22 protein-coding genes, 1 tRNA gene and 2 pseudogenes are annotated in these 22,212 nt (G+C 72.3%); 15 read left to right on the top strand and 10 right to left on the bottom strand.

Features of this window, described 5'->3' with window-relative positions:
- Window positions 1-112 precede the first annotated feature (112 nt).
- Window positions 113-691: a TetR/AcrR family transcriptional regulator gene (locus WHN02_RS06895; protein WP_350894305.1), complete on the top strand. Its 579-nt coding sequence runs from the start codon at window positions 113-115 to the stop codon at window positions 689-691.
- Window positions 692-912: 221 nt separating this feature from the next.
- Here WHN02_RS06895 and WHN02_RS06900 read toward each other — a convergent pair whose 3' ends face one another.
- Complete coding sequence (locus WHN02_RS06900) at window positions 913-2,121, bottom strand: amino acid deaminase/aldolase (protein WP_434742571.1); 1,209 nt, start codon at window positions 2,119-2,121, stop codon at window positions 913-915.
- Between the two features lie 584 nt (window positions 2,122-2,705).
- Here WHN02_RS06900 and tmk point away from each other — a divergent pair.
- From tmk to WHN02_RS06930, 6 genes and pseudogenes are all read left to right on the top strand, one after another.
- On the top strand, window positions 2,706-4,769 hold the full coding sequence (gene tmk, locus WHN02_RS06905; RefSeq protein ID WP_434743851.1) for a dTMP kinase: 2,064 nt from the start codon (window positions 2,706-2,708) through the stop codon (window positions 4,767-4,769).
- On the top strand, window positions 4,769-5,959 hold the full coding sequence (locus tag WHN02_RS06910) for a DNA polymerase III subunit delta' (RefSeq protein WP_434742572.1): 1,191 nt from the start codon (window positions 4,769-4,771) through the stop codon (window positions 5,957-5,959). The genes tmk and WHN02_RS06910 overlap by 1 nt, the downstream gene beginning before the upstream one ends.
- 120 nt (window positions 5,960-6,079) lie before the next feature.
- Window positions 6,080-6,409 (top strand): YbaB/EbfC family nucleoid-associated protein, encoded by a 330-nt coding sequence (locus WHN02_RS06915; protein ID WP_434742573.1) that lies wholly within the window; start codon window positions 6,080-6,082, stop codon window positions 6,407-6,409.
- Window position 6,410: 1 nt separating this feature from the next.
- Window positions 6,411-6,686 (top strand): annotated as a pseudogene (locus tag WHN02_RS06920) (hypothetical protein); the annotation flags it as partial.
- A 149-nt stretch (window positions 6,687-6,835) separates the two neighbouring features.
- Window positions 6,836-7,510 carry a hypothetical protein gene (locus WHN02_RS06925; protein WP_434742574.1) on the top strand — a complete coding sequence of 225 codons (675 nt, stop codon included), beginning with the start codon at window positions 6,836-6,838 and terminating at the stop codon, window positions 7,508-7,510.
- A gap of 80 nt (window positions 7,511-7,590) precedes the next feature.
- Entirely contained in the window at window positions 7,591-8,490 is a 900-nt protein-coding gene (locus WHN02_RS06930; protein WP_434742575.1) for a PSP1 domain-containing protein, read from the top strand.
- Between the two features lie 103 nt (window positions 8,491-8,593).
- On the opposite strand, the pseudogene WHN02_RS06935 reads toward WHN02_RS06930, so the two are convergent.
- Window positions 8,594-10,435 (bottom strand): annotated as a pseudogene (locus WHN02_RS06935) (metallophosphoesterase); the annotation flags it as partial.
- 138 nt (window positions 10,436-10,573) lie between these two features.
- Between WHN02_RS06935 and WHN02_RS06940 the strand changes: the two are divergent.
- Together WHN02_RS06940 and WHN02_RS06945 are read left to right on the top strand one after the other, a co-directional pair.
- Window positions 10,574-10,647, top strand: a tRNA-Thr gene (locus WHN02_RS06940).
- Between the two features lie 159 nt (window positions 10,648-10,806).
- Entirely contained in the window at window positions 10,807-10,992 is a 186-nt protein-coding gene (locus WHN02_RS06945; protein ID WP_434742576.1) for a hypothetical protein, read from the top strand.
- Here WHN02_RS06945 and WHN02_RS06950 read toward each other — a convergent pair.
- A complete protein-coding gene (locus WHN02_RS06950; protein WP_434742577.1) occupies window positions 10,976-11,611 on the bottom strand; it encodes a class I SAM-dependent DNA methyltransferase in 636 nt (211 codons plus the stop codon). The two genes, WHN02_RS06945 and WHN02_RS06950, sit on opposite strands and share 17 nt — an antisense overlap.
- A gap of 170 nt (window positions 11,612-11,781) precedes the next feature.
- Between WHN02_RS06950 and WHN02_RS06955 the strand changes: the two genes are divergently transcribed.
- Complete coding sequence (locus tag WHN02_RS06955) at window positions 11,782-12,171, top strand: protein NO VEIN domain-containing protein (protein WP_434742578.1); 390 nt, start codon at window positions 11,782-11,784, stop codon at window positions 12,169-12,171.
- Between the two features lie 99 nt (window positions 12,172-12,270).
- On the opposite strand, the gene WHN02_RS06960 is transcribed toward WHN02_RS06955, so the two are convergent.
- The 4 genes from WHN02_RS06960 to WHN02_RS06975 all read right to left on the bottom strand — a co-directional run bounded on the left by WHN02_RS06960 (window position 12,271) and on the right by WHN02_RS06975 (window position 15,432).
- Entirely contained in the window at window positions 12,271-12,789 is a 519-nt protein-coding gene (locus WHN02_RS06960) for a hypothetical protein (RefSeq protein ID WP_434742579.1), read from the bottom strand.
- Between the two features lie 81 nt (window positions 12,790-12,870).
- Window positions 12,871-14,097, bottom strand: coding sequence for a helix-turn-helix domain-containing protein (locus tag WHN02_RS06965; RefSeq protein ID WP_434742580.1), 1,227 nt, complete (start codon window positions 14,095-14,097; stop codon window positions 12,871-12,873).
- Window positions 14,084-14,254, bottom strand: coding sequence for a hypothetical protein (locus WHN02_RS06970; protein WP_434742581.1), 171 nt, complete (start codon window positions 14,252-14,254; stop codon window positions 14,084-14,086). Before WHN02_RS06970 ends, WHN02_RS06965 begins: the two co-directional genes overlap by 14 nt.
- Window positions 14,255-14,424: 170 nt before the next feature.
- Window positions 14,425-15,432 (bottom strand): helix-turn-helix domain-containing protein, encoded by a 1,008-nt coding sequence (locus WHN02_RS06975; protein WP_434742582.1) that lies wholly within the window; start codon window positions 15,430-15,432, stop codon window positions 14,425-14,427.
- A 192-nt stretch (window positions 15,433-15,624) separates the two neighbouring features.
- Here WHN02_RS06975 and WHN02_RS06980 point away from each other — a divergent pair, with 192 nt between their 5' ends.
- Window positions 15,625-16,035, top strand: coding sequence for a winged helix-turn-helix domain-containing protein (locus WHN02_RS06980; RefSeq protein ID WP_434742583.1), 411 nt, complete (start codon window positions 15,625-15,627; stop codon window positions 16,033-16,035).
- A gap of 46 nt (window positions 16,036-16,081) precedes the next feature.
- Here WHN02_RS06980 and WHN02_RS06985 read toward each other — a convergent pair whose 3' ends face one another.
- Window positions 16,082-16,369, bottom strand: a complete 288-nt coding sequence (locus WHN02_RS06985; protein ID WP_434742584.1) for a DUF4190 domain-containing protein — start codon at window positions 16,367-16,369, stop codon at window positions 16,082-16,084.
- Between the two features lie 234 nt (window positions 16,370-16,603).
- Here WHN02_RS06985 and WHN02_RS06990 point away from each other — a divergent pair, with 234 nt between their 5' ends.
- The 4 genes from WHN02_RS06990 to WHN02_RS07005 all read left to right on the top strand — a co-directional run bounded on the left by WHN02_RS06990 (window position 16,604) and on the right by WHN02_RS07005 (window position 19,282).
- A complete protein-coding gene (locus WHN02_RS06990) occupies window positions 16,604-16,903 on the top strand; it encodes a helix-turn-helix domain-containing protein (protein WP_350894224.1) in 300 nt (99 codons plus the stop codon).
- A 194-nt stretch (window positions 16,904-17,097) separates the two neighbouring features.
- Entirely contained in the window at window positions 17,098-17,661 is a 564-nt protein-coding gene (locus WHN02_RS06995; RefSeq protein WP_434742585.1) for a DUF2231 domain-containing protein, read from the top strand.
- On the top strand, window positions 17,658-18,113 hold the full coding sequence (locus WHN02_RS07000; RefSeq protein ID WP_434742586.1) for an Hsp20/alpha crystallin family protein: 456 nt from the start codon (window positions 17,658-17,660) through the stop codon (window positions 18,111-18,113). The genes WHN02_RS06995 and WHN02_RS07000 overlap by 4 nt, the downstream gene beginning before the upstream one ends.
- Before the next feature lie 92 nt (window positions 18,114-18,205).
- Entirely contained in the window at window positions 18,206-19,282 is a 1,077-nt protein-coding gene (locus WHN02_RS07005) for a glycosyltransferase family 9 protein (protein WP_434743852.1), read from the top strand.
- Window positions 19,283-19,292: 10 nt separating this feature from the next.
- Here the strand turns inward: WHN02_RS07005 and WHN02_RS07010 are convergent, their stop codons facing one another.
- Together WHN02_RS07010 and rfaE2 are read right to left on the bottom strand one after the other, a co-directional pair.
- A complete protein-coding gene (locus tag WHN02_RS07010) occupies window positions 19,293-20,156 on the bottom strand; it encodes a glycosyltransferase (RefSeq protein WP_434742587.1) in 864 nt (287 codons plus the stop codon).
- A complete protein-coding gene (gene rfaE2, locus WHN02_RS07015) occupies window positions 20,153-22,183 on the bottom strand; it encodes a D-glycero-beta-D-manno-heptose 1-phosphate adenylyltransferase (RefSeq protein ID WP_434742588.1) in 2,031 nt (676 codons plus the stop codon). The genes WHN02_RS07010 and rfaE2 overlap by 4 nt, the downstream gene beginning before the upstream one ends.
- Between the last annotated feature and the right edge of the window lie 29 nt (window positions 22,184-22,212).

A 22,212-nucleotide genomic window follows, 5' to 3' on the forward strand; every position in this document is an offset into this window, starting at 1 on the left:
GATATGTTCATCCGTCGAAGGGGGGTGGCGCCGAGTGTCCACACCAGCCGCCACGACCGGGCCGTTGCGCCGGGTGCCGGTTCAGGGTCGAAGCGTCGCTCGGGTCCAGCGGATGCTGGATGCCTGCGCCGAACTCGTCGACGAGGTGGGGTACGAGGGTCTGACCACCACCCTGCTCGCCGAGCGCGCCGAGGTGGCGATCGGTTCGGTGTATCAGTTCTTCCCGGACAAGCGGGCGATCGTGCAGGCGTTGACCCTGCGGACGATCGAGTCCTACCTGCAGCGGCTGGACAAGAGGTTCGCCGCCGACGACCTCACCCACTGGTGGGACGGGGTCGACGCGGGGATCGACGAGTACATCACGATGCACCGTACGGTCCCCGGGTTCCGTACCCTCCACTTCGGCGACGTGGTCGACCTGCATCTGCTCGATGAGAAGCGGGACAACAACGGCGTGATCGCCGAACAGCTCGCCCGGGTGTTGATCGACCGGTTCGGCATCGCGGACGGACCCCGGCTGAGGTTCATCCTGGAGATCGCCGTCGAGGCGGCCGACGCCCTGATCAAGCTGGCCTTCCGTCGGTCGCCCGGCGGTGACGAGGCGGTGTTGGCGGAGGCCAAGGCGTTGATCCGGGAGTACCTGCACCGGCAGGTCGACGCGCCCGCCCACGACGTGGCCCAGACCGGCTGACCGTCGGCCGGGGCTCCGCGTCCGTCGGCCGACGACGTGCACCCGCCCGGCGGCAGACAGTCGAGGATCGGCCGGGCCCGCCCTCCCCGTCGAGGAGCGGGCCCGACCGAGGTCCACGCCGAGCGACAGCCCCGCGCCGACCGGCCGCATCACGCTGACCGGCGGCACCGCGCCGGTTCGTCGCGCCGGGTCGGAGGGCCGCATCGGGTCGGAGGGCGGCATCACAGGAAGGCTCGCCCCTCGCCTCGGTAGGTGGGGACCGTGGCCACCACCTCGTCGCCGTCCACCAGGTGCAGGTCGTTGACGCGTTCACACAGCTCACCGGCCTTGGCATGGCGGAACCAGACCCGGTCGCCGAGGTCGAGTCCGGCTGCCCCGGGCCCGGTGAGCGGGGTCTGCACCTCGCCGGCACCCTCGGCACCGATCATGCTCAACCCCTCCGGTAGCCAGGGGGTGGGCAGTCGACTGGCCGCCGCCGGACCGGAGGCGATCCAGCCGCCGCCGAGGACCGTCGCCACCGTCGGGTCGGGGCGGCGGACCACGGAGCAGGCGAAGAAGGCCGCCGGTGCGGGCCGCCAGGCCCGGTAGCCGTCGAACAGGGTCGGCCCGTACAGGCCGGAACCGGCGGTGATCTCGGTGATCGAGGGGTCCGCGCTGGTCGCCGCCACGCTTCCGGTGCCACCGCCGTTCACCAGTTCCAGGTCGGTGAGGTCACTGACGGCGGCCACCACCGCGCTTCGGCGGTGCAGCAGTTCCCGGTACGACCGGCGCTGGGTGAACCGGATGGCGGCCCCCAGCATCGCCTGCCCCGGTGGCGCGTCCCCGAGTCCGGCGATCTGTGCTTCGTACGCCATCAGCCCGACCAGTCGGAAGCCGGGCCGCTCGGCGACGGTGGCGGCGAGGGTGGCGGCGGCCTGCGCGGTGTGCACCGGGGATCGGCGGACCCCGACGTGCACCCGCCCGCCCAGGGGTCGCCAGGAGGCGTCCAGGTCCAGGCAGACCCGGATCTCGGGCCGCCGGTCGGCGGGTCGGACGTCGTCGACCAGGTCGAGTTGGGCGACGTCGTCGACCATCAGGGTGACCGTCTCGGCCAGGGCGGCGTCGGCTGTCAACTCGCCCAGCGATCCTCGCCCGACTGTCGGGTACGCCACCAGGACGTCGGTGGTCAGTTCGGCCCGGGCCAGCCAGATCGCCTCGGCGAGGGTGAACGCCATGATCCCGCGCCACCCCGGGGTGGCCAGGGCTCGCCGGGTCAGCTCCCGGCTGCGGACCGACTTGCTGGCCAGCCGGAGTGGCTTGCCTCCGGCCCGACCGGCGAGTGCCGTCGCATTGGCATCGAAGGCGGTCAGGTCGACCACGGCGTACGGCGGGTCGAGGTGGGCGGTCGCCCGGTCGAGTCGATCGCGTAGTTCGTCACGTTCGGTGGCCACTGGTGCACGCTAACTGTCTGGAACGGTATGCGAAATAGCCTCACCTCTGACCGGGCTGCGGTCGGTGGCCTCGGCCACCTAGGCTCGGCGAGCAGGCGATGTCCCGGCGGGTCGACGTCCTGCCGGGACTAGAGTGTCCGAACGGGGTGCCCAGTGATGGGCCGGCACGCGGAGGTACGGCCATCGAAAGCCAGCGCAACGGCGAGCCGTCCGGCGTGTCACGGACCAACGGCCCAGGTCAGGACGATCAGACCAGGTCGGCTGCCGGTTCCGTACCCGCCGGCGACCCGTCGACGGACGTCTCCGCCACACCAGGCGGCACCGCCTCCCCGGGCACCGACACCGCCCGTACCACCGACAAGCCCTCGCAAGGCGACAAGCCCTCCGGCGGCGGCAGCGCCCGTACCACCGACAAGCCTTCGGACGGCGGCAGCTCCCGTACCGGTGACAAGTCCTCCGGCGGTGACACCCCCGGCGGCGAGGCCGCCGGTGACTCCGCATCCGGGGGCGGACCGGCCGACCTCTCGGGGTACACGGCGATCCGGTCGGTGCTGCGGATCCGGCCATTCCGGCGGCTGTGGATCGTGCTCGGTGCCGCCTCGTTCGGTGACTGGCTGGGCCTGCTCGCCACCTCGGTCTTCGCCGCCTCGCAGGTGCAGGGCAGCACCGCCCAGGGTGCCGCGTTCGGTGCCGTCATCGCGGTCCGGCTGCTGCCCGCCCTGGTCCTCGGCCCGGTCGCCGGAGTCTTCGCCGACCGGTTCGACCGCAGATGGACCATGGTCATCTGCGACGTCCTCCGGTTCGCCCTGTTCGCCTCGATGCCGCTGGTCTTCCTCTTCGGGGCCAGCGGGGCGGTGGTCGTCGGCTGGGCCACCATCGCCACCTTCCTGATCGAGACGATCACCCTCCTCTGGATCCCGGCCAAGGAGGCCGCGGTCCCGAACCTGATCCCCCGGGCCCGACTCGAAGCCGCCAACCAGCTCACCCTGATCACCACGTACGGGCTCACCCCGGTCTTCGCCGCGCTGGTCATCGCGGTCCTGGACCGCAGCATCCGGGGGGTCACCGGGGGCGACATGCCCGGCTGGGCGGAGCCCGCGCAGCTGGCCCTCTGGTTCAACGCCTTCTCCCGGCTGGCGACCGCCCTGGTGGTGGCCTTCGGGATCAAGGAGATCAGCCAGACCCGGGCCAGCCGGCAGGAACGCCACGAGCAGAGCATGACCCGGCAGTTCCTCGAGGGCTGGCGGTTCATCGGTCAGACCCCCCTGGTCCGGGGCCTCGTCCTGGGCATCTTCGGCGCGTTCGCCGGCGGTGGCATCGTGATCGGCACCGCCCGGTTCTTCGCGAACTCGCTGGGCGCCGGTGACGCCGCCTTCTACCTGCTTTTCGGGTCGATCTTCATCGGGTTGGCGCTCGGCATCGGGCTGGGGCCGCTGATCGTGCGGGACATGTCCCGGCGTCGTTGGTTCGGCATGAGCATCGTGCTGGCCAGCGCGTCGGTGATGACGCTGGCCTTCGCCATCCACCTGTCCATGGCGATGGTCGGGGCGATCCTGGTCGGGGCGGGTGCCGGGATGGCCTTCCTCGCCGGCACCACACTGCTCGGCGGGGAGATCGCCGACGAGGTACGCGGCCGGGTCTTCGCGGTGGTCCAGATCGGCACCCGGATGGTGCTCATCCTGGCGATCGGCCTGAGCAGTCTCCTCGCCGGTGTCGGCGGGTCACGGCAGCTGAACATCGTCGACCTGGGCATCTCGATCTCCTCGACCCGCCTGCTGCTGCTCGCCGCCGGTGCGGCCGGGATCTTCGCCGGGGTCAGCGCCTTCGGGCAGATGGACGACAAGAAGGGCGTCCCGGTCCTGGCCGACCTGTGGGGCTCCATCCGGGGCAGGCCGCTGATGCCCGCCGAGTCGTTCGTCTCCAACGGCCTCTTCGTGGTCTTCGAGGGGGGGGAGGGGGCCGGGAAGTCCACCCAGCTGGAACGGCTCGCCGGGCGGCTGCGCGAGGAGCAGCGCGAGGTGGTGGTCACCCGTGAGCCCGGTGCCACCCCGATCGGTGTCCGGATCCGCGCCCTCCTGCTGGAGAACTCCGGCACGGAGGCGCCGTCCCCCCGGACCGAGGCCCTGCTCTACGCCGCCGACCGGGCGCACCACGTGGCGACGGTGGTCCGGCCGGCGCTGGTCCGGGGCGCGGTGGTGATCAGCGACAGGTACGTCGACTCGTCCCTGGCGTACCAGGGGGCCGGGCGGACGTTGCCGGTGGACGAGGTCTCCTGGCTCTCCTCCTGGGCCACCGGGGGGCTCAAGCCCGACCTGGTCGTCCTGCTGGACATCGACCCGAACACCGGACTGTCCCGGGTCGCCGCCCGCGGCGAGGCCACCGACCGGCTGGAGGCCGAGTCGGTCGCCTTCCACGAACGCGTCAGGTACGCCTTCCTCGACCTGGCCGCCACCGACCCGAAGCGGTACCTCGTCCTCGACGCCGCCCGCCCGACCGACGAGATCACCGAACTGGTCGCCAAGCGCGTCGCCGAGCTGCTCGTCGAGCCCGGTGACCTGGTGAAGCCGCGCCAGTCCGAGCCGCCTCAGAACCCGGGTCGACCCGAGTTATCCGACGAGGAGTTGGTGACGGTGAGGCACCCCACCTGATGTCTGACGTCTTCGCCGAGCTGGTCGGGCAGGACGACGCCGTCGACACCCTCCGCCGGGCGGCTGCCGCCGCCGCCGACGTGCTCCGCAACACCGCCGGGGCCGGGGCGGGGATGACCCACGCCTGGATCTTCACCGGGCCGCCCGGATCGGGCCGGTCGGTGGCCGCCCGCGCCTTCGCCGCTGCCCTCCAGTGCGTACACGGGACCGGGTGCGGGGCGTGTCCCGGCTGCCACACCACGCTGACCGGTACCCACGCCGACGTCCGGCTGGTGGTGCCGGAAGGGCTCTCCATCGGTGTCACCGAGATGCGGGCGCTGGTCCTGCGGGCCGCCAGCACCCCTTCCGGGGGCCGGTGGCAGGTGGTGATCGTGGAGGACGCCGACCGGCTCACCGAGGCCGCCGGCAACGCGCTGCTCAAGGCGGTCGAGGAACCACCACCGCGTACGGTCTTCCTGCTCTGCGCCCCGTCCACCCACCCGGAGGACGTCTCGGTGACCATCCGGTCGCGGTGTCGCCTCGTACCGTTGCGGCAGCCGCCGCCCGGCGCGGTGGCCGAGGTGCTGGTCCGGCGGGACGGCATCGCCCCCGACGTCGCACAGTGGGCGGCGGCGGCCGCCCAGGGACACGTCGGTCGGGCCCGTCGGCTGGCCCGGGACCCGCAGGCCCAGCAGCGCCGCTCGGCCGTCCTGGGGGTGCCCCGACGGCTGACCGGGGTCGGCGCGGCCTTCGACGCGGCCTCCGCCCTGATCGAGGCCGCCGAGGCGGAGGCGGAGGCGGCGGTGGCCGAGACGGACGCCGCCGAGAAGGCCGCGTTGCAGACCGCCCTCGGTGCCGGGGGCACCGGCCGGGGCGCGGCCGGTGCGGCACGCGGGTCCGCCGGTCAGATCAAGGAGCTGGAGAAGCGGCAGAAGTCCCGGGCCACCCGGGCGCAGCGGGACGCCCTGGACCGGGCCCTGGTGGACCTGGCCGGCTTCTACCGGGACGCGGTGACGGCGGCGGTGGGGGCACCCGTCGCGCCGGTGCACACCGACACCGCCGAGCTGTCCCGGGCCGGTGCGCAGAAGTGGACGGCCGAGGGGGCGCTGCGACGGCTGGAGGCGGTGCTCGAATGCCGTCAGGCGATCACGGCCAACGTGAAGCCCCGGATCGCGGTGGAGGCGATGATGCTCGCCCTGTGGAAGGGCTGACCCCGAGGCGTCGTCCACAGCCATCGACAGGCCCGATTGGTGTGCGGTACGGTCCCCGGTGACGCCGCCGTGACGGCGGTGGCACGCTGCGTGAAGCCGCGTCCGGGGGAGGAGTCGCCGATGCCGCGGGGGGAGATCGACGAGGCCTGGATCGAGGAGGCGGTGCGGCGTTACCGCCGGATCGAGACCCTCCAGGCCGAGTTCGACCAGGCGGTGTCGACAGTCGAGGTGACTGTCCGGTCGCCGGACGGGCTGGTCGAGGTGGTGGTCACCGCCGGGGGGCGGATCACCGGCGTCCGGTTCCTGGGGCCGCTGCACTCCCGTGACCCGCGCGCCGTCGCCGCCTCCGTGCAGGCCGCCATCACCGCCGCCGGGGACGCTGCCCAGTGGGCCAGGGAGAAGCTGCACAACGAGACCTTCACCGCCTACCGGCCGCTCGCGGGGGCCTGAGATGGATCCGCTACGCGACCTGGCGGCCCGCCTCGACGAGGCCGGCGACACCCTGACCGACCTGGCCCGGCGGGTCCCCGCCACCGACCCGGCCCACCCGGCCTTCGGTGCCGACGCGCCGGGACGGCTCGGAGAGGTCGGGCGGGCCCTGCACCGGCAGTGGACCGCCGCCACCGACGAGCGGTCCCGGGAGGCCGGCACCGCCGCCGCCCGGCTCTCCTCCGCCGCCGGTGCGGTCCGTGACGCCGCGCAGCGCTACACCGAGACCGACGCCGCCGTGGCCGAGTCCGTCCGGGACGCCCCGGCCCGGCACACCGGATCGGAACCCCCCAGCCGGTACGCCGGATCGGAGACCCCCAGCCGGTACGCCGACCTGGAGTCGGCCCGGTACACCCCACCGGACCCGGTCCGGCCCCGGGGGTGGTGATGGACGCGCTGGACCGACTCGCCGAACCCGGACTGGACCTCCTGGACCGGGTCGACACCCTGCTCGCCCGGGGTGCGCCGGAGCACCACCCGGTGTGGCCGCTGCTGCGGCGGCTCCAGGTGCTCCCCGGGGCGGCCCTGCACAGCTTCCTCGGTCTGCACCCGGCCCCGCTGGCCACCGCCGGGCACGCCGTCCGTCAGCTCGTCAGGGGCTACGACCAGGTCTGCGCCACCCTCTCCGACCAGGTCGCCTGGTCCGGTCCGGCCGCCTCGGCGTACGGGCGCAGCCGGGCGGCGCTGCTGCACCAGATCGACGAGGGGCCGGACAGTCTGGTGGGGCGGCTGGAGTCGACAGCCGGGTACGCCGACGCGCTCGCCGACTGGGTGGACCGCAGCCGGGTGGCGGTGGCCCGGACCCTCGCCGACGTGTTGGGCTCGGCGGAGGCGGTGGCAGTGGTGGCGGCGACCTCTCCCGGCCGGGAACCGTCCGACGGTGGGGCCGGGGTCGGTGAGGCGGCGGAGATCGCCCGGCGGGTCCTGGCGGTGCTCTCGGTGGCCTACGACGGGGCGGAGACCCTGCTGCGTGAGTGGTCGCCCAGCCTCGGCCCGGCCCCGTGGCGGCAACCCCCGCAGCGTCCGGTGCGGTTCGACGCCCCGACGAGGTTGGGCTGGTGAACGTGGCGGGAACTGCGGTGGGTCACCGGTCGGTGACGGGTGCCCCGCCTGTCGTCGTCGACGCGTCGTAGGGTGGGTTCATGGGCATGCTCTGTGCGGTCAGCTTCAACCGGTACGGGCGTCTCTACTATCTCGACCCCGGTGACCTGCACCCCCAGGTGGGGGACAAGGTCCTGGTGCCCACCGACGACGGGCCGGAGGTGGCCGAGTGCGTCTGGGCCGCGCAGTGGGTCACCGACGACACCGACGGGTTCCCGAAACTGGCCGGGATGGCCGGGGAGGGCGACCTGCGCCGGGACGAGACGTTGCGGCGGCGCAAGGCCGAGGCGAAGGTCGCCGCGAAGCGTCTGATCCGTGAGCACGGTCTGCCGATGAAGGTGGTGGCTGTCGACCACGTCTTCGCCGTCGGCGAGGGCAACAGCGACCGGACCACGGTCTTCTTCACCGCCCCGCACCGGGTGGACTTCCGGTCCCTGGTCCGGGACCTGGGCGCCACCCTGCACTGCCGGGTGGAGCTGCGTCAGCTCTCCGCCCGGGACTCGGCGCGGGTGCAGGGCGGGATCGGCTCCTGCGGCCGGGACCTGTGCTGCGCCACCTTCCTCACCGACTTCGAGCCGGTGACCATCAGGATGGCCAAGGACCAGGACCTTCCGCTGAACCCGATGCGCATCTCCGGGGCGTGCGGCCGACTGATGTGCTGCCTCAAGTTCGAGCATCCGCTGTACCAGAAGTTCCAGGAGTCCGCCCCGCCGGTCGGCACCCGGGTCACCACCGCTCAGGGAGACGGCAAGGTGGTCGGCCACAGCGTCCCCCGCGACGCCGTGACGGTACGCCTCGACGCCGACGGGTCCCGCTCCGTGTGCTCCCGCGCCGACGTCTGCGGCCCCCGCCGCGCCCACGACAGCCGCGACCAGTCCGCCCCTCGACCGGCCGACCGCCCGGTGACCGACCAGTCCGCCCCGCGACCGGTCGCCCGATAACCGACGGCTCCGCCCGGCGTCGGTTGAGCCGTCAGGTGGTGGCGTCCCCGCGCGCGGAGTCCTGAGCGCCTCGCTGGTGGGGGGCGGTGGTGGCGGGCGCGGGACGAACGACGACCGGCGGTTCGGCCAGCCGGGCCCGCAGCGACCCCGCCGGAACCAGCCACGAGGACTCCGGGTCGGCGTCCGGGTTGACCCGCCACCGTCGGGCCACCCGGTCCACGGCGATCGGATAGAGGGTCAGGGTGCCGTCCGGGTCGATCCGCATCCGGACGAACGACTTGGCGTCCTCGATCCCCTGCGCGGCGAACAGCTCGTTGAGGTTCACCCCGAACGTCGAGGCGACCAGGAGGTACGCGGCCACGACCTGGGTGGCGACCAGTCCGGCGACCGGCCCGTACGCGACGGCGGCGGCGACCGCCGGCAACGGCCACACCCAGTCGTGCACCGGCAGGTGCAGCCACGCCCAGGTGCCGACGACCGCCAACCCGACGTGGGCCAGCCCGTGGCCGACCCCGAGGACCCAGTGTCTGACCTGTCGGCTGCCACTGGCGGTGGGGGGCTTGGCGAAGAATCCTGCCCCGAGCAGTGTCACCACCACCATCACCACCAGGGGGACGCTGAACAGCCGCTGGTCGGTGGTGTTCATCTCCTGGGTCGACACCCCGGCCATCGCCAGCATCAGCAGGGTGTGCAGGAGCCCGAGGAGGGTGGCGAAACCGGGGTTCCGTCGGGGCAGCCGGGCGAAGACCCCCCAGCCGTACCGGCGGGACCGGTCGGCGGCCGGGAACCGGCCGGCCAACTCGTACTCCCTGGTCTTGCTGGCCCGCCGGGACATGGTGTCGCGGGGCGGGACCTCGATCCGCTCGGGCAGCTTGTGCGTGGGGTAGAGGTACGCGCCCCCGCCACCACAGGTGATCAACTGGCGGTCCGGGGCGGAGTACCTGGCGTAGTGGTGCAGGTCCCCCGTGATGATCACCTTCACCCGGGCGCCGGTCGGGGCCACCACGGTACGGATGAAGTAGTCGATCGAGTCGTACGCCTCGGGGTCGTCGGCGGCCTTCACCCACGTCGGTGCCGGAACGGCCAGGATCACCCGGGACTGCGGGCCGAGCCGCTCGGCGACCTGGTGAAAATAGGTGAGCTGCGGATCGTCGAGGTACGACCCCGACTGGTCGTCGAGGCCCAGCAGCCACCAGTCAGCAGGTAGCTCGGTGGCGAAGTACGACCGGGTCTGCCCGGTGGCCCACCCCCCGAAGTGCCGGTCCCGGGTCCGGACGAACAGCCGTAGGAAGGCCGTCAACCCGTCGTACCAGTCGTGGTTGCCGGGGATCGCGAAGAGGGTCGGCCGCTCCGCCGGGGTGACCGGCAACGCCGCCTGGTACGGCCCCTTGCACCGGTCCTCGTACGCTTCGTAGGCCGCCGACGGGTACACCTGGTCCCCACCCATCACCAGGGTCTGCGCCCGGGGCAGCCGGTGCCCGTCGACGCTCAGCTCCGGCTGGGCGAGCAGGTACGCCACCGAGTACGTCGCGTCGAACCCGTCGCCCAGGTCGGCGACGAAGTCGATCCAGAGCCCGCCGTCCGCCCCCACCTGCCGGGGCACCTCGTCGGCGAAGGCCCGCTGCAACTCCCGTTTGTCCAGGTAGGCCCCGAACAGCATCGCCAGCAGCGTACGCAGCCCGGTGCTGATCAGCAGCAGCGGCGCGAGCCACGGCACCGGCTTGCGCGGGGTGAACCCCAACTCCCGAGGATCCGTGCTGCGCGGTCGACGCGCCGCCCGCCCCCCGGCCGCCTCACTGGCCTCCGGATCATCCGGGTCGGTCGGCCTGGCGGGTTCGCTCGGCTCGGGCGACCTGGCTGGTCCGGTCGACCCGGCAGGCTCGGTCGGCCTGGTGGGGTCGACGGGGGAGGTGGGGTCGACGGCGGGGGTGGAATCGTCGCTCACCCGGCGCAGCGTAGTGCCGTCGACCGCGAACCGCTGTCCAGCCGCCGACCCACGGCGCGCCGACCCGACCGATCGACCCGACCCGTGGGGGATCCCCTTCGGCCCCGGGCGCTGTGTGGCGTAGACTTGGCGACCGTTGCCGCCTTAGCTCAGTCGGCTAGAGCGACGCACTCGTAATGCGTAGGTCGACGGTTCGATTCCGTCAGGCGGCTCGGTTCAGAAGCCCAGGTCAGGCGACCTGGGCTTCGCCGTTTCCGGAGTCCGGGTGTGCCCCGTCGACGGTGTCGGGTTGCACCGGGCGGTTGCAGACCGTCATTCGGTTCGGCTTGCTGTGGGCTCCCGCGCCACACCCACCCGCGACTGGAGGGCTGATGAGCGACTTTCACGACTGGAACGACATCCGCGCCGAACTGCATGATGGGGACGACGACGCGCTCGCCGAGGAACGTGCCCGGACGGAGGCGTGGGTCGACGCGTCTGACCTTGAGTCGCGGCGCACGGGCAGTGGGCGTTCGGACGTTGGTCGACGGATCGATTCCGTCAGCGCGCGAAGATGATTCCGCCCAGCGAGCTTTCGGCAGAGGTGAGCGTCATCTGTGCCTCGACCGTGAATCCGCCTTCTTGCAGCCAGGCCGCCATCCGAGCGGGCTGCCGACGGTGGACGTGAACCTTCATCGGGTGGCCGCCGTAGCCTTGGGTCTTGAGCCGTGATTCGTCACCGACGTGGAAGCTGACCAGGAGCGGGCTACCGGGACGCATCACTCGTCGGAAGCCTGTGACGACCGGGCCGACCTGGTCGTCGGGAACATGAATCAGCGAGTACCAGGCGACCAGACCGGCGACCGAGTCGTCGGCGAGAGCGAGGTCCGTCATGGAGCCCACGTCGAACCTCAGCGTTGGGTGGTCACGGCGAGCCACTTCGATCATGCCCGGTGACAGGTCGACCCCGAAGGCGTCGACGCCGAGTTCGTGCAGGCGGGCGGTGATCCGTCCTGATCCACAGCCCACGTCCGCGACCGGCCCACCACCGGCGGCTCGAACGAAGTCGGCGAACAGTGCCAGACTCGCTCGTTCGTACGGCGTCTCATCCAGGTGGTTGCGCAGGAGATCCGCATAACTGGCAGCGACGGTGTCGTAGGAGGTGCGAGTGTCCGCCAACCAGTCCTCAACGCTCATGGCGGCCACGCTAGATCAAGGCACCTGCCTCCTGACCCCACAGGCGGGTCGGGAAGTCCCCTGCGACCAGCGCAGCCTGCGGGTGTGGCATCCATCGATCGGTCGCGAGTAGGTTCCATGTCGGAGAGTGGTGCTTCACCGACTGACGTGCCGGCGGTTGGAGGGTGTCCGTGGGCAACAGCGAGACCGAGGCGACAGCGATAGCGCGGGTGTTGGAGGTCGAACGCCAGGCCGGGCGTACCCCGGAGGACGTGCGATCGAGTGGGTTGCCCTACGACGTCAGCAGCCCGCCCCGCAAGATCGAGATGAAGGCTTTCGGCGGGTCGGCCAGGGGACTCGCCATCCCCCTGGAGGACCGCCAGTACCAGGCCGCGATGCAGGACCCCGAGCACTTCTACCTGTACGTGGTGGACAACGTCGCGAAGGCCGACGAGGGTCGGATGCGGGTCCGGGTCGTCCACGGGACCGCCCTGCGGGACATGCTGGCCCGGAGCAGGCCGCACATCACGTACTGGCCCACGTTCCGGGTCGACGAGTACGACGCGGCGGACCAGATGTAGGGAAAGTGGGACCCGTCGGTCAGGTTGTCGGGCGGCCTGGTCCGGGGCAGGTGCCCCGGCTGCCCATCGCCTGATGTGGCGGGCAGGGGCGTCCGGGGGTCACGCCGACGTGCGCCCCGCAGACGGAGCAGGAACTCTGAGGTGCCACGACTGGACTCCTTCGGGGAACTGGTAGTCGGGGTGCTTGTCGACGTCCGGCTCGGCACCGGACCCGCCTGCTGACGTACCACGGAGGTAGGTCACCGAACCGTTACCGGCGGTGATCCTGATCGCGGCGGCGACCGGCACCTCGACACCGGGCTGGCTGCACAACTCCCACGTGGTCAGCTGCTCGGGGCGGGCTGCGTCGAGAAGCCGGTGGGCGAAGACGAGCGCGCGGGCCGCGCGTAGCCGGGGCGGCGGCATCTCGTCGGGCAGTGGCACGGCTCGGGCGTCGCGCGGGGGCACCGCCACCCACAGCATCGCCGACGACCCGGACCGATGGCTGATCTTGATCCCAGCCGGTGACTGGCCCCCGGGCTGCGTGTCCTGGCCGTACCGCTCGACGGCGGTGACGTCCGGGTGCTCGGCTGCCTCGAAGAGGGCCTGCATCATGTCCAGGACCTGGGATACCTGCACAGGGCCTCTCCTGATCTTCGGGGATTCGGGGCAGCTCACGGGCGGGGTAAGTGTATCGGTGGGGGCGTGGATCCCTGACGTTCACCGGGCCAGGTGGGCAGTGAGGCCGCACGCTTCGGCCAGGCGTACCAGGAGGGGGTCCGGTCTGGGGGTGCCGCGCAGGACGGTCGTCAGGACGGCGTGGGCGTGCGGTCGGAGGCGTACCTCGGGTGGGGCGATCCGGTCCGCCGCGAGCAGTGCCCGACCGGCAGCCGGTAGGTCGTCGAGGTGGGCGTACCCGTGGGCGGCGTCCACGAGGTGGTCCGCCCGGGTGCCGGGCGGCAGCCACCCGTACCCGGGTCGGGTCCTGGCCCGTTCGTGGCGGGCGACGGCGGTCACCGGGTCACCCAGCGTGACCGCCGCGGCGATCCGGACCCCTTCGACGAGGGGCGGACCGAACGCCGTCCAGTGGTGGTTCTCCCCGGGGCCGACCAGCTCGGCGACGTCACCGGCCTGGTCGACCAGCTGGGTCACGGCGCTGTCGTCGCCGAGTTGCGCCGCGCACATGGCTGCCTGCAACAGCAGGAACCCGTGGACCGACCGCCACTCGCCGACCGGCTGGTCCGGCGCGGCCAGCCGGTGGGCGACGGCCACGCACAGTTCGTAGGCGCGGCGCGGCTGACCCAGCTCCCGGACCACCCCGCCCAACGTCGACACCGCCCGCGCGGTCAGCACCTCGTCACCGACGGCACCGCCGACGGCCACCGCCCGGTCGGCGGCCACCCACGCCACCGGCGTCTGCCCGACCTTGCGGAGCAACACTGCTGTGAGTTGGTACGCCTGGCAGAGCAGCACCGCCGACTCGGTGTCCCCGTGTCGCCCCCGGTGCGCCTGCACCTCGGCGAGCAGGCGGGGCAGCCCACGGAACAGCCTGTCGTAGCGACCGTACTGGAACGACAGCCACCCGTGGGCCACCGCCTGCCGCAGGTCGGTGACCGGAGGATAGGACGGGCCGGACGGGGTGACGATGGTGTCGTACCTGGCCAGGACCTCCCGGATGCGGGCCACCCCGTCGCCGACCTGCGCCCCGGCGGGCGGCTGCGCACCGTCGACGGCGAGGACGAGTTGGGCGACGTCGATCCGGAGCGCGTCGGCGATCTCCCGCAACACCGACACCCGGTCCAGCCGACGTACGCCACGCTCGATCTTGTCCACCCACGACTTCGACTTCCCGAGCCGGTCGGCGAACACCTGCTGCGACAGCTGCCGTCGAACCCGCCAGTAGGCCACCCGCCGACCCAGCGGCACGCTGTTGTCAGGACTGAGCATCACGCCACCGCCGCTTCGGTGCGGCCTGGGTGGTGTCCTCCACCGGCGTCCGCTCCGCCTCGGCGAGCTGGAGGATCCGCTGCTTCGCCGCCTCGTGCTCCGCCGCCTGGATCGCCGCCCCGGACACCGACGGTTCCTTGCGGGTACGTCTGATCATCGCCATCCCCTGCGCATAGGTGGACAGGGGCGGCTTGTTCGCAACGCCCCCGAAGGAGGGGGCGGCAGATGTTTGTCGCCGTGACCCCATGAGGATCGTGCGATCACGGAGAGCGTTTAAGAAGGGGTACGGCGTCCACGACATGTCCGGAAATCGTCCGGCAAAGCGGGTCAGCTCGAAGCGGTGGTCAGGGCACCCCAATACTCCTGCGCCCACTCCGCGTCACGTTGGTCGAACGGAAGGCCGCCCAACCCGGCCTGAAGGTTGTCGGCCGCTGCGGTGGCGTTGCCGAGTGCCAGATGGGCCAGGCCGATGTTCATCCGGCCGAACGTCGGCGTCAGCCAGTAGGCGGAGGGTGGCACGACCTCCGAGTCGGCCTGTTCGGTGAGGTCGCTCGCTTCGTGGAGTAGGCGCTCGGCGCTGTTCCGGTCGCCGAGCAGCGCGTAGCCGTGCGCGGCCTGCACGCCGTCACCGATCCGCTGTAGGGGCGAAGCCCCGGGCGTCTGGTAGGCGGCGAGGAAATGCCGCACGATGCCCCGAGCATTGCCCCGTTGGCGCTCGACGTATCCACGGAAGTTCTCGGCCTGCGCGGCGAGGACCCCGCTTCCGACGGCGTCGGCCTGGTCGGCGGCCTCGATCAGCACTCGCACGGCTTCGGCGTCGTGGCGGGCCTCTGCGCGAAGCCAGCCGACGAACTGAGTCCATTCGGCGGCGATGGCTCGTAGTTCGGTCGCGTGCTGCCCTTGCGCCTCAGCGGCGAGATCCTGGGTGACACGCCATTGCGGTACGGCAGAGGGCAGCATCAGCGTGGCGGCGACGACGTCGTCCAGACGGCGCTGAGCGGCCAGGACGTCGGCGAGCAGCGCCACGGTCTGGACGTCCAGCCGAGTGGGATGGGCGGCCACGTAGGCGATGCGTTGATCATCGTCGGGCGTGGTGACAGCCGGGGTGTCGACGACCATCGCGGCGAGCACCCCGGCGGCTTGCAGCACGCGGTCGAGTTGGGTGGCGACGGCCCGGGTGGGCCGCGCTCGGCCGCTTTCCAGATCGTGCACGTAGCTCTTGCTGCAATGAATGTGACGCGCCAGGTCCCGCAGGGACATCCCGCAGCGGGTGCGTAGCCGTGACAGGTGGGTCGGGAACTGTGGATCGACGATGGTGCGGATGCGTGCAGGCATGGCCGGTCTCCCGAAAGGCTGGGCAGCGGCCCACCGGCCTACCCCGCCGGGCTGCCACTGTGGACGGTACGTGTTCCCGGGGTGGTCGACCACCCCGTTGCGCGGCCTTGCTTTTTCAGGTTCTTTTTTCTCGAAATTGAGCTACCTGGGTACCTGGCTAGCCTCATGTTAGCGCAGTCTTACGGTGCGTCAGTGATCTACCCGGGGCGACGTCCGGTCGGCTACTCGGAGCTGGCCGACATCCTGCGTGTCCAGATCACCGACGGGAGACTCAAGCCGGGCCAGCGGCTGCCATCCGAGGCGTTCCTGGCTCAGAGCTACGGAGTGGCCAGCAAGACCGCTCGTGCCGCCATCAAGCTGCTTCGCGACGAAGGGCTGGCGGTGTCGGTCCGGGGGTACGGGGTGGTGGTGCGGGAGCCGGTCGAGTCGGAGCCGGTCCACGCCGACGTGGACGACCGGATCTCGGGGCGGATGCCCAGCCCTCGTGAGCGGGACTCGCTCGACGTGCCAGAAGGTGTTCCGCTCCTCGTGGTGACCCATCCCGACGGTTCCCAGGATCTGTACCCTGCCGACCGGTACCACGTGACCTTTCGGCGGCGGTGAGGATCGGTCCGGGACGGGCCACCCACGAGGGCGGCGGTCATGAGCCTCAGGCGCCGGAGCCACCGGAAGCCATGAGGAGGGCGACGCCCACGAAGTACAGGATTCCGAGCACTGTGAAGACGTAACCCAGGACGAGCCCCACGGTGGCCAGACCGTTGCCCTGCTCGCCACTCTGGCGGATCTGCCGCTTGGCCATGTGGCCCAGCACGATGCCCACCGGAGAGAAGACGAAGGCGAAGATCAGCGACAGGAGCGCCAGAAGATTCGTGCCGCCGAGAGTGGTCGGTCGGCTGGCCGGAGGCGCCTGGTGCTCGCGAACGGCAGTCTCACTCATCGTTACCTCCTCTGTGGTCTTCACTTCCTCCAGTGATCTCCAATCTGGCCGGTCCGGAAACCCCGGGCGGAGGGGAGGGCTCTTGAGATCCCCTCGCCGGATCACCCCGCACGCCTGACGGTTCCAGAGAACGGCGCCGCACGATCGGGGCGGTCCGACAGTTCAGCATCCGAGATATAGCATCGATGCTATGACTTTTGCGGAGCGGCACACCGTGAACGAGGGGGCAGAGGAATGAGTGGTCGGGTCGACTGGAACGAGATACGCGACCGGCGGATGACGGAGCCGGGCGCTGCCGAGGCGTACGAGTCCACCCGGATCGCCTTCGAGTTGGGCCGGGAGGTGAGGCACCTGCGTGAACACAACGGCTGGAGCCAGACGGAGTTGGCTCGGGCGGCTGGAATGACCCAGTCGGCGGTCGCTCGCTTCGAGGCGGGCGGAACAGTGCCGACGCTGCCGGTGCTCGAACGCCTCGCCAGAGCGTTGAACATGAGACTCGACGTCCGGTTCGCGCCGAACGCCGATGCAGCGTGACGGCCGCTTCCCCGAGCCTGCTCCGGTAGCTTTCGGGCTACGCCCCAAGTCGGCAGGGGATTCCACCGTCACGTGATCGTCCCGTCGGCGTTGACCCCGGTGACAGCGTTCGGGCGCTCGCGATTCGCCGGCGGCAGCCGGGGGTACCACGTCGAGGACGCCCCATTGTTCGCGAGCAGCAGTGGAGACCCGCCATGGAGAGCCGTCTGAAGGTGCTGGGCCATCCGGTCCACCCGATGCTCGTGATGTTCCCGGTCGCGCTGCTCGTCACCACGGTGCTCTTCGACGTGGTCGACGTGGTCGGCGGGCCGGACTTCCTCGGCGAGGTCGCGTACTGGAATCTGAGCGTCGGCCTGGTCGGCGGTCTGCTCGCGGCGGCGGCCGGGTCGTTCGACCTGCTGGCGATCCCTTCCGGTACGCGGGCCAAGCGGGTCGCGTTGACCCACGCCGCCGCGAACGTCGCGGTGATTCTGCTCTTCGCCGCAGTCTGGGTGGTACGCCTCAACGCCGACTCCCGGGCGGCTGGGGGTGCGCTGCTCGCCATCGAGGTGGTCGGGTTGGCGATCCTCGCGATCAGTGCCTGGCTGGGCGGGGAACTGGTCGACAGGCTCGGTGTCGGGGTGGACCGCGACGCCCACCTGGACGCCCCCAGCTCGCTACGCCCCGCCGGTGCGTCCGGTGGCCCCGGTTCGACCGGTGGACCTGGCGCGACGGGCGGCCCCGGTGCGGGCGGGCCCCGGACGGGGGAGGGGCGGTGACGGGTCGGGGTGCCGGTGACGGGCTGCCCCGGGTCGGCCCGCCGGAGATCGAGCTGACCGAGGCCGCCGACGGGTGGCAGGTGATCGTACGGCTGCCCGGGGTGGCACCCGAGGAGGTCGCCGTCGAACTCCACGACCGGGAGCTGTGCGTACGCGCCCGGTCCGAGGCGGAGGTCAACGCCGACCAGGGGATACCCGGCGGCTCCGAGACCCGGGGGTTCGAGCATCTGATCGACCTGCCCGCCCCGGTGGACCCGTCGGCCATCGACGCGGTGATGGACCACGGGTTGTTGCACGTCCGGCTGCCCCGGACCACCCCCCGGACGATCACCGTCGGCGGTGCGCGTCGGACCCCAGGCCCGGTGGGCCGCACCGTCGACACCGTCGACCCGGCCGCCGACCGGGAACTACACGCCTCCGACCCGCCCCCGGGCGACCCCGACCGCCGGTGACCGGCCCGGCGAAGACCCCGGCCGTCGGCCCGCCCGGCCCGGCGAAGATCCCGGCCGGTCCGACGAAGACACCGGTCGGGTCGCTCGGGCCGTTGGGGGATCTGGTGCCGGGGGTGGAACGGATCGCCGTCCTGCGCGCCAACGCACTCGGCGACTTCATCTTCGTACTCCCCGCACTCGACGCGCTGCGCGCCGCGTACCCGAAGGCGGAGATCGTGTTGCTCGGTGCGCCGTGGCACGCGAACCTGCTCCGCGACCGGCCCGGCCCGGTGGACCGGGTCCTGGTGGTGCCGCCGGCCCCCGGGATCCGGGTCGCCGGCCCCGGTGAGGCCGACGGGCGGGTGGACGACTTCCTCGCCGAGGCCCGCGCGGAACGCTTCGACCTGGCGTTGCAGCTGCACGGCGGCGGGGCGAACTCCAACCCCCTGGTCACCGGCGTGGGCGCCCGGGTCACCGCCGGGCTGCGGGCCGAGGACGCGCCGCCGCTGGACCACTGGATCCGGTACGTCTACTACCAGCACGAGGTGCTCCGCTACCTGGAGGTCGTGGCGCTGGTCGGGGCGGGCGCGACCACCCTCGTACCGACGTTCGCGGTGACCGACGCCGACCGGGTCGAGGCCCGCGCGGTCCTCGGCGACCCGGACCGCCCCCGGGTCGCCCTGCACCCCGGGGCCTCCGACACCCGCCGCCGCTGGCCCGCCCACCGGTTCGCCGAGGTCGCCCGGGACCTCACCGGCCAGGGGTACGACGTCCTGATCACCGGTACGCCAGCAGAGCGGGACGTCGTCGAACGGGTGGTCACCGAGGCCGACGCCCCCGTCCGCCCCCTGATCGGGGCGTTGAGCCTGGGCGCGTTGGCCGCCTGCTACGCCGACTGCGCGGTGGTGGTCTCCAACGACACCGGCCCCCTGCACCTGGCGGCAGCCGTGGGTACCCCCACCGTCGGCGTCTACTGGGTCGGCAACCTGATCAACTCCGGGAGTCTGGTCCGCGCCCGGCACCGGCCGATCGTCTCCTGGACCGTGCACTGCCCGGTCTGCGGGGTGGACTGCACCCGGGGCCTCTACCCGCACCGGGAGGGCACCGGCGACTGCCCGCACCGGGACTCGTTCGTCGCCGACGTCCCCGTCGCCGAGGTCCTGGAAGCCGCCCGCGAACTCCTCCCCTGACCCGCCCTTCTCACGACAGGTCGGGGAGGGTGGTGTGCCAGGCTTCGGGGCCACGGTCGGTGACGGTGGTGGGGGATTCGAGGTGGTACGCCCCGCTGGGCAGGACGCCCGCGCCGCCGTCGCGCGCCAACACCGCCAGTTGGGCGGCCACGTCCTCGCCCTGGTGGTCGGCGGGGACCCGCCGCCAGAACTCGAACCCGCCCGCGTCGACGAGTTTCGCCCTGTCGAACAGGACACACCCGCCGATCCAGGACACCTTGTACGCCCGCCACGTGTCCGGTGGGATGTCCAGTTCGGCGGTGACGTGGAGCAGGTTCGCCGCCGAGTGGATCTGCGCCCGGTCCCACTCCGGGGTGTCGGGGCGGACCCGTTCGGGCACCGGCGGCCCGGTCCACTGCTCGTAGTGCCGGTGCGTGTCGGGGCGTACGTCGTCGAGGTAGGACAGCCCGTGGACGGCGTTGCCGACGAACCCGCACCCCAGCTCGTCGAGGGCGGTGACGAGTCGGCGTACGCTGCCCGGTTCCAGCCACACGTCGTCGTCGAGGCAGAGGACGTACCGGGCCGCCGAGGCGGCCAGCAGGTACGCCCGGTGTTCGGCCAGCCCGCGCCGGGGCAGCCGTCGGGTCAGGAGGACCGGGTGTCCCCGGTGGCGTAGCGCCCGGACCATCGTGGCCGCCGCCGGGTGGGCGAAGGTCGGTTCGTCGTCGGACTGGTCGCTGACCACCACCCCGAATCCGGGTACGCCCTCCTGGGCGGCCAGCCCGGCGAGGGTGACAGCCAGTTCGGCGGGACGGTTGCGGGTGGGGACGAGCACGTCGAGGCGACGTTCCCGGCGGAACCCTTCTGGCGTACCGGGGTCGAGGGGCCGGTTCACTGTGACGGGTCCGGTACGGTCCGACCCGACGCCACCCCCTCCGTGCCGCTCGAAAGCCCCTCGCCTGCCGGAACCTCCTCGCCTGCCTGCGGTCGTCCGACCGTCTGGGGTCGTTCGACCGCCGGGAGTCGTTCCACCGCCGGGAGTCGTTCACCGGCGCGGAGTCGTTCACCGGCGCGGAGTCGTTCTCCGGCGCGGATCCGTTCGATGATGGCCGAGGTGGAGCGGTCCGGGGTGTACCCGAGGGTGCGGACCTGACCGCCGAGCCGACGTACCAGCGGTGCCTCGGGCACCAGCTCGGGCGGGTAGTCGCCGCCCTTGACGTACACGTCGGGTCGGACCACCCTGATCAGTCCGGCCGGTGAGTCCTCCCCGAAGACCACCACGTGGTCCACACAGGACAGTGCGGCGAGCAGTGCGACCCGGTCCTCGACGGGGTTGACCGGCCGGTCCGGCCCCTTGAGCCGCCGTACGCTGTGGTCGGAGTTGACGGCGACGACGAGCAGGTCACCGAGGGTCCTGGCCTGTTCCAGGTAGCGGACGTGGCCGGGGTGCAGGACGTCGAAGCAGCCGTTGGTGAAGACCACCGACCGCCCGGACTCCCGCTGCCCGGCGACGATGGTCGCCAGTTCGTCGGCGTCGACGACGACCGGGCGGGTGTCGTCGCCCGGGTTGCCGCCCAGCGCCCCGAGCAGGTCCTCCCGTCGGCAGACGCAGGTCCCGGTCTCCGACACGGTGATCGTGGCGGCGAGCTGGGCGAGCTGCGCGGCGATCGGCAGGGGCGCGTCGGCGGCCAGGGCCAGGGTCATCGCCGCCAGGTAGACGTCGCCCGCGCCGACGGCGTGGCTGGCCGGGACGGGGGTGCTGTGGCTGCGCCTCGGGGTCCCCTCGGCCCCGCCGACGATCGCCCCGTCGGTGTCCAGGGTCACCGCCACCACGTCGGCCCCGGTCCGTCGGCGCAGCTCGGCGAGGCGTGACTCGGCCAGGACCGCCCTGTCGACGCCCTCTCCGGTCTCGGCGTTGACGGTGACCCCGGTGCCGGTCACGCTCAGCCCGTCCCCGGTCATCGCCACCCGTCCCTCGCCGGGCGTCGGCTCACCCCGGGGACCGGTGGCGGCGGGTCCGGTGTCCGGTCTGTCGGTGCCCGCGCGGCCGGTGCCCGGGAGCCCGGTGTCCGAGAGGCCGGTGTCCGAGAGGCCGGTGTCCGAGAGGCCGGTGTCCGAGAGGCCGTCCGACCCGCCGGGGGCGGTGCCCACGGTCAGCTCGGACGGGCCGTCGGCCGGATCGTGTCCGGGGTGGTCGAGGTGCAGGTCGTCGGGGGCGGTACGGCGTACCCCGGGGCCGCCGACCCGGGCCAGCAGCCGGGTCGCCTCGGCGAAGCTTGGGGTGACCACCGTCGGGGCGAGCCCGTGCCAGTCGGCCAGGTCGTGGGCGTCCAACGCGACCGTGGCGTACCGGTCCCGGGCGGTGATCAGCCAGGCCCGCACCGGGGCGGGCAGGGCACCGAGCCCGTAGTCGCAGACCACGAGGGTGGGAGCGGCCCCTGCGGCGGCGGCCTTCAGCTCCTCGGTGGCGCAGTCGAGGGCGGTGAGTAGCCGTTCCACCCCTTCGGCGGTCAGCGGGTCCGGGTCGCCGGAGTCCTCGCGGAGCAGGATCTGGTCGCCGGCGAGCATCCGTCGTTTCACCGGGGTCGGTCGACCCGGTTCGTTGACGGTCCGGTCCCAGACCCCGGCCCGGTCCAGGCAGTCGTGCAGCTCGTCCCCGGCGGCGTCCGCGCCGACGGGTGCCACGAGTACGGCCCGTCCGCCCAGCGCGGCGACGTTGACGGCGGTGTTCGCCGCGCCGCCCGCCGCCGAGATCCGACGTCGGAGGGTGAGTACGGGGGCCGGTGCCTCCCGGCAGAGCCGTTCGGAGTCGGCGAACCGCCAGTCGTCGACCATGGCGTCCCCGATCACCAGTACCGGTCGTTCCCGCCAGCTCTGCACCACGGAGGCGAGCCGGCCCTGTCCCGCAGCTGCGTGCGCCATGGGCTGCGGGTCCCCCGGCCCGCCCCGGT

It is taken from the genome of Micromonospora sp. SH-82, from assembly GCF_051132485.1.
In the GTDB taxonomy this organism is placed as follows: Bacteria; Actinomycetota; Actinomycetes; order Mycobacteriales; family Micromonosporaceae; genus Micromonospora.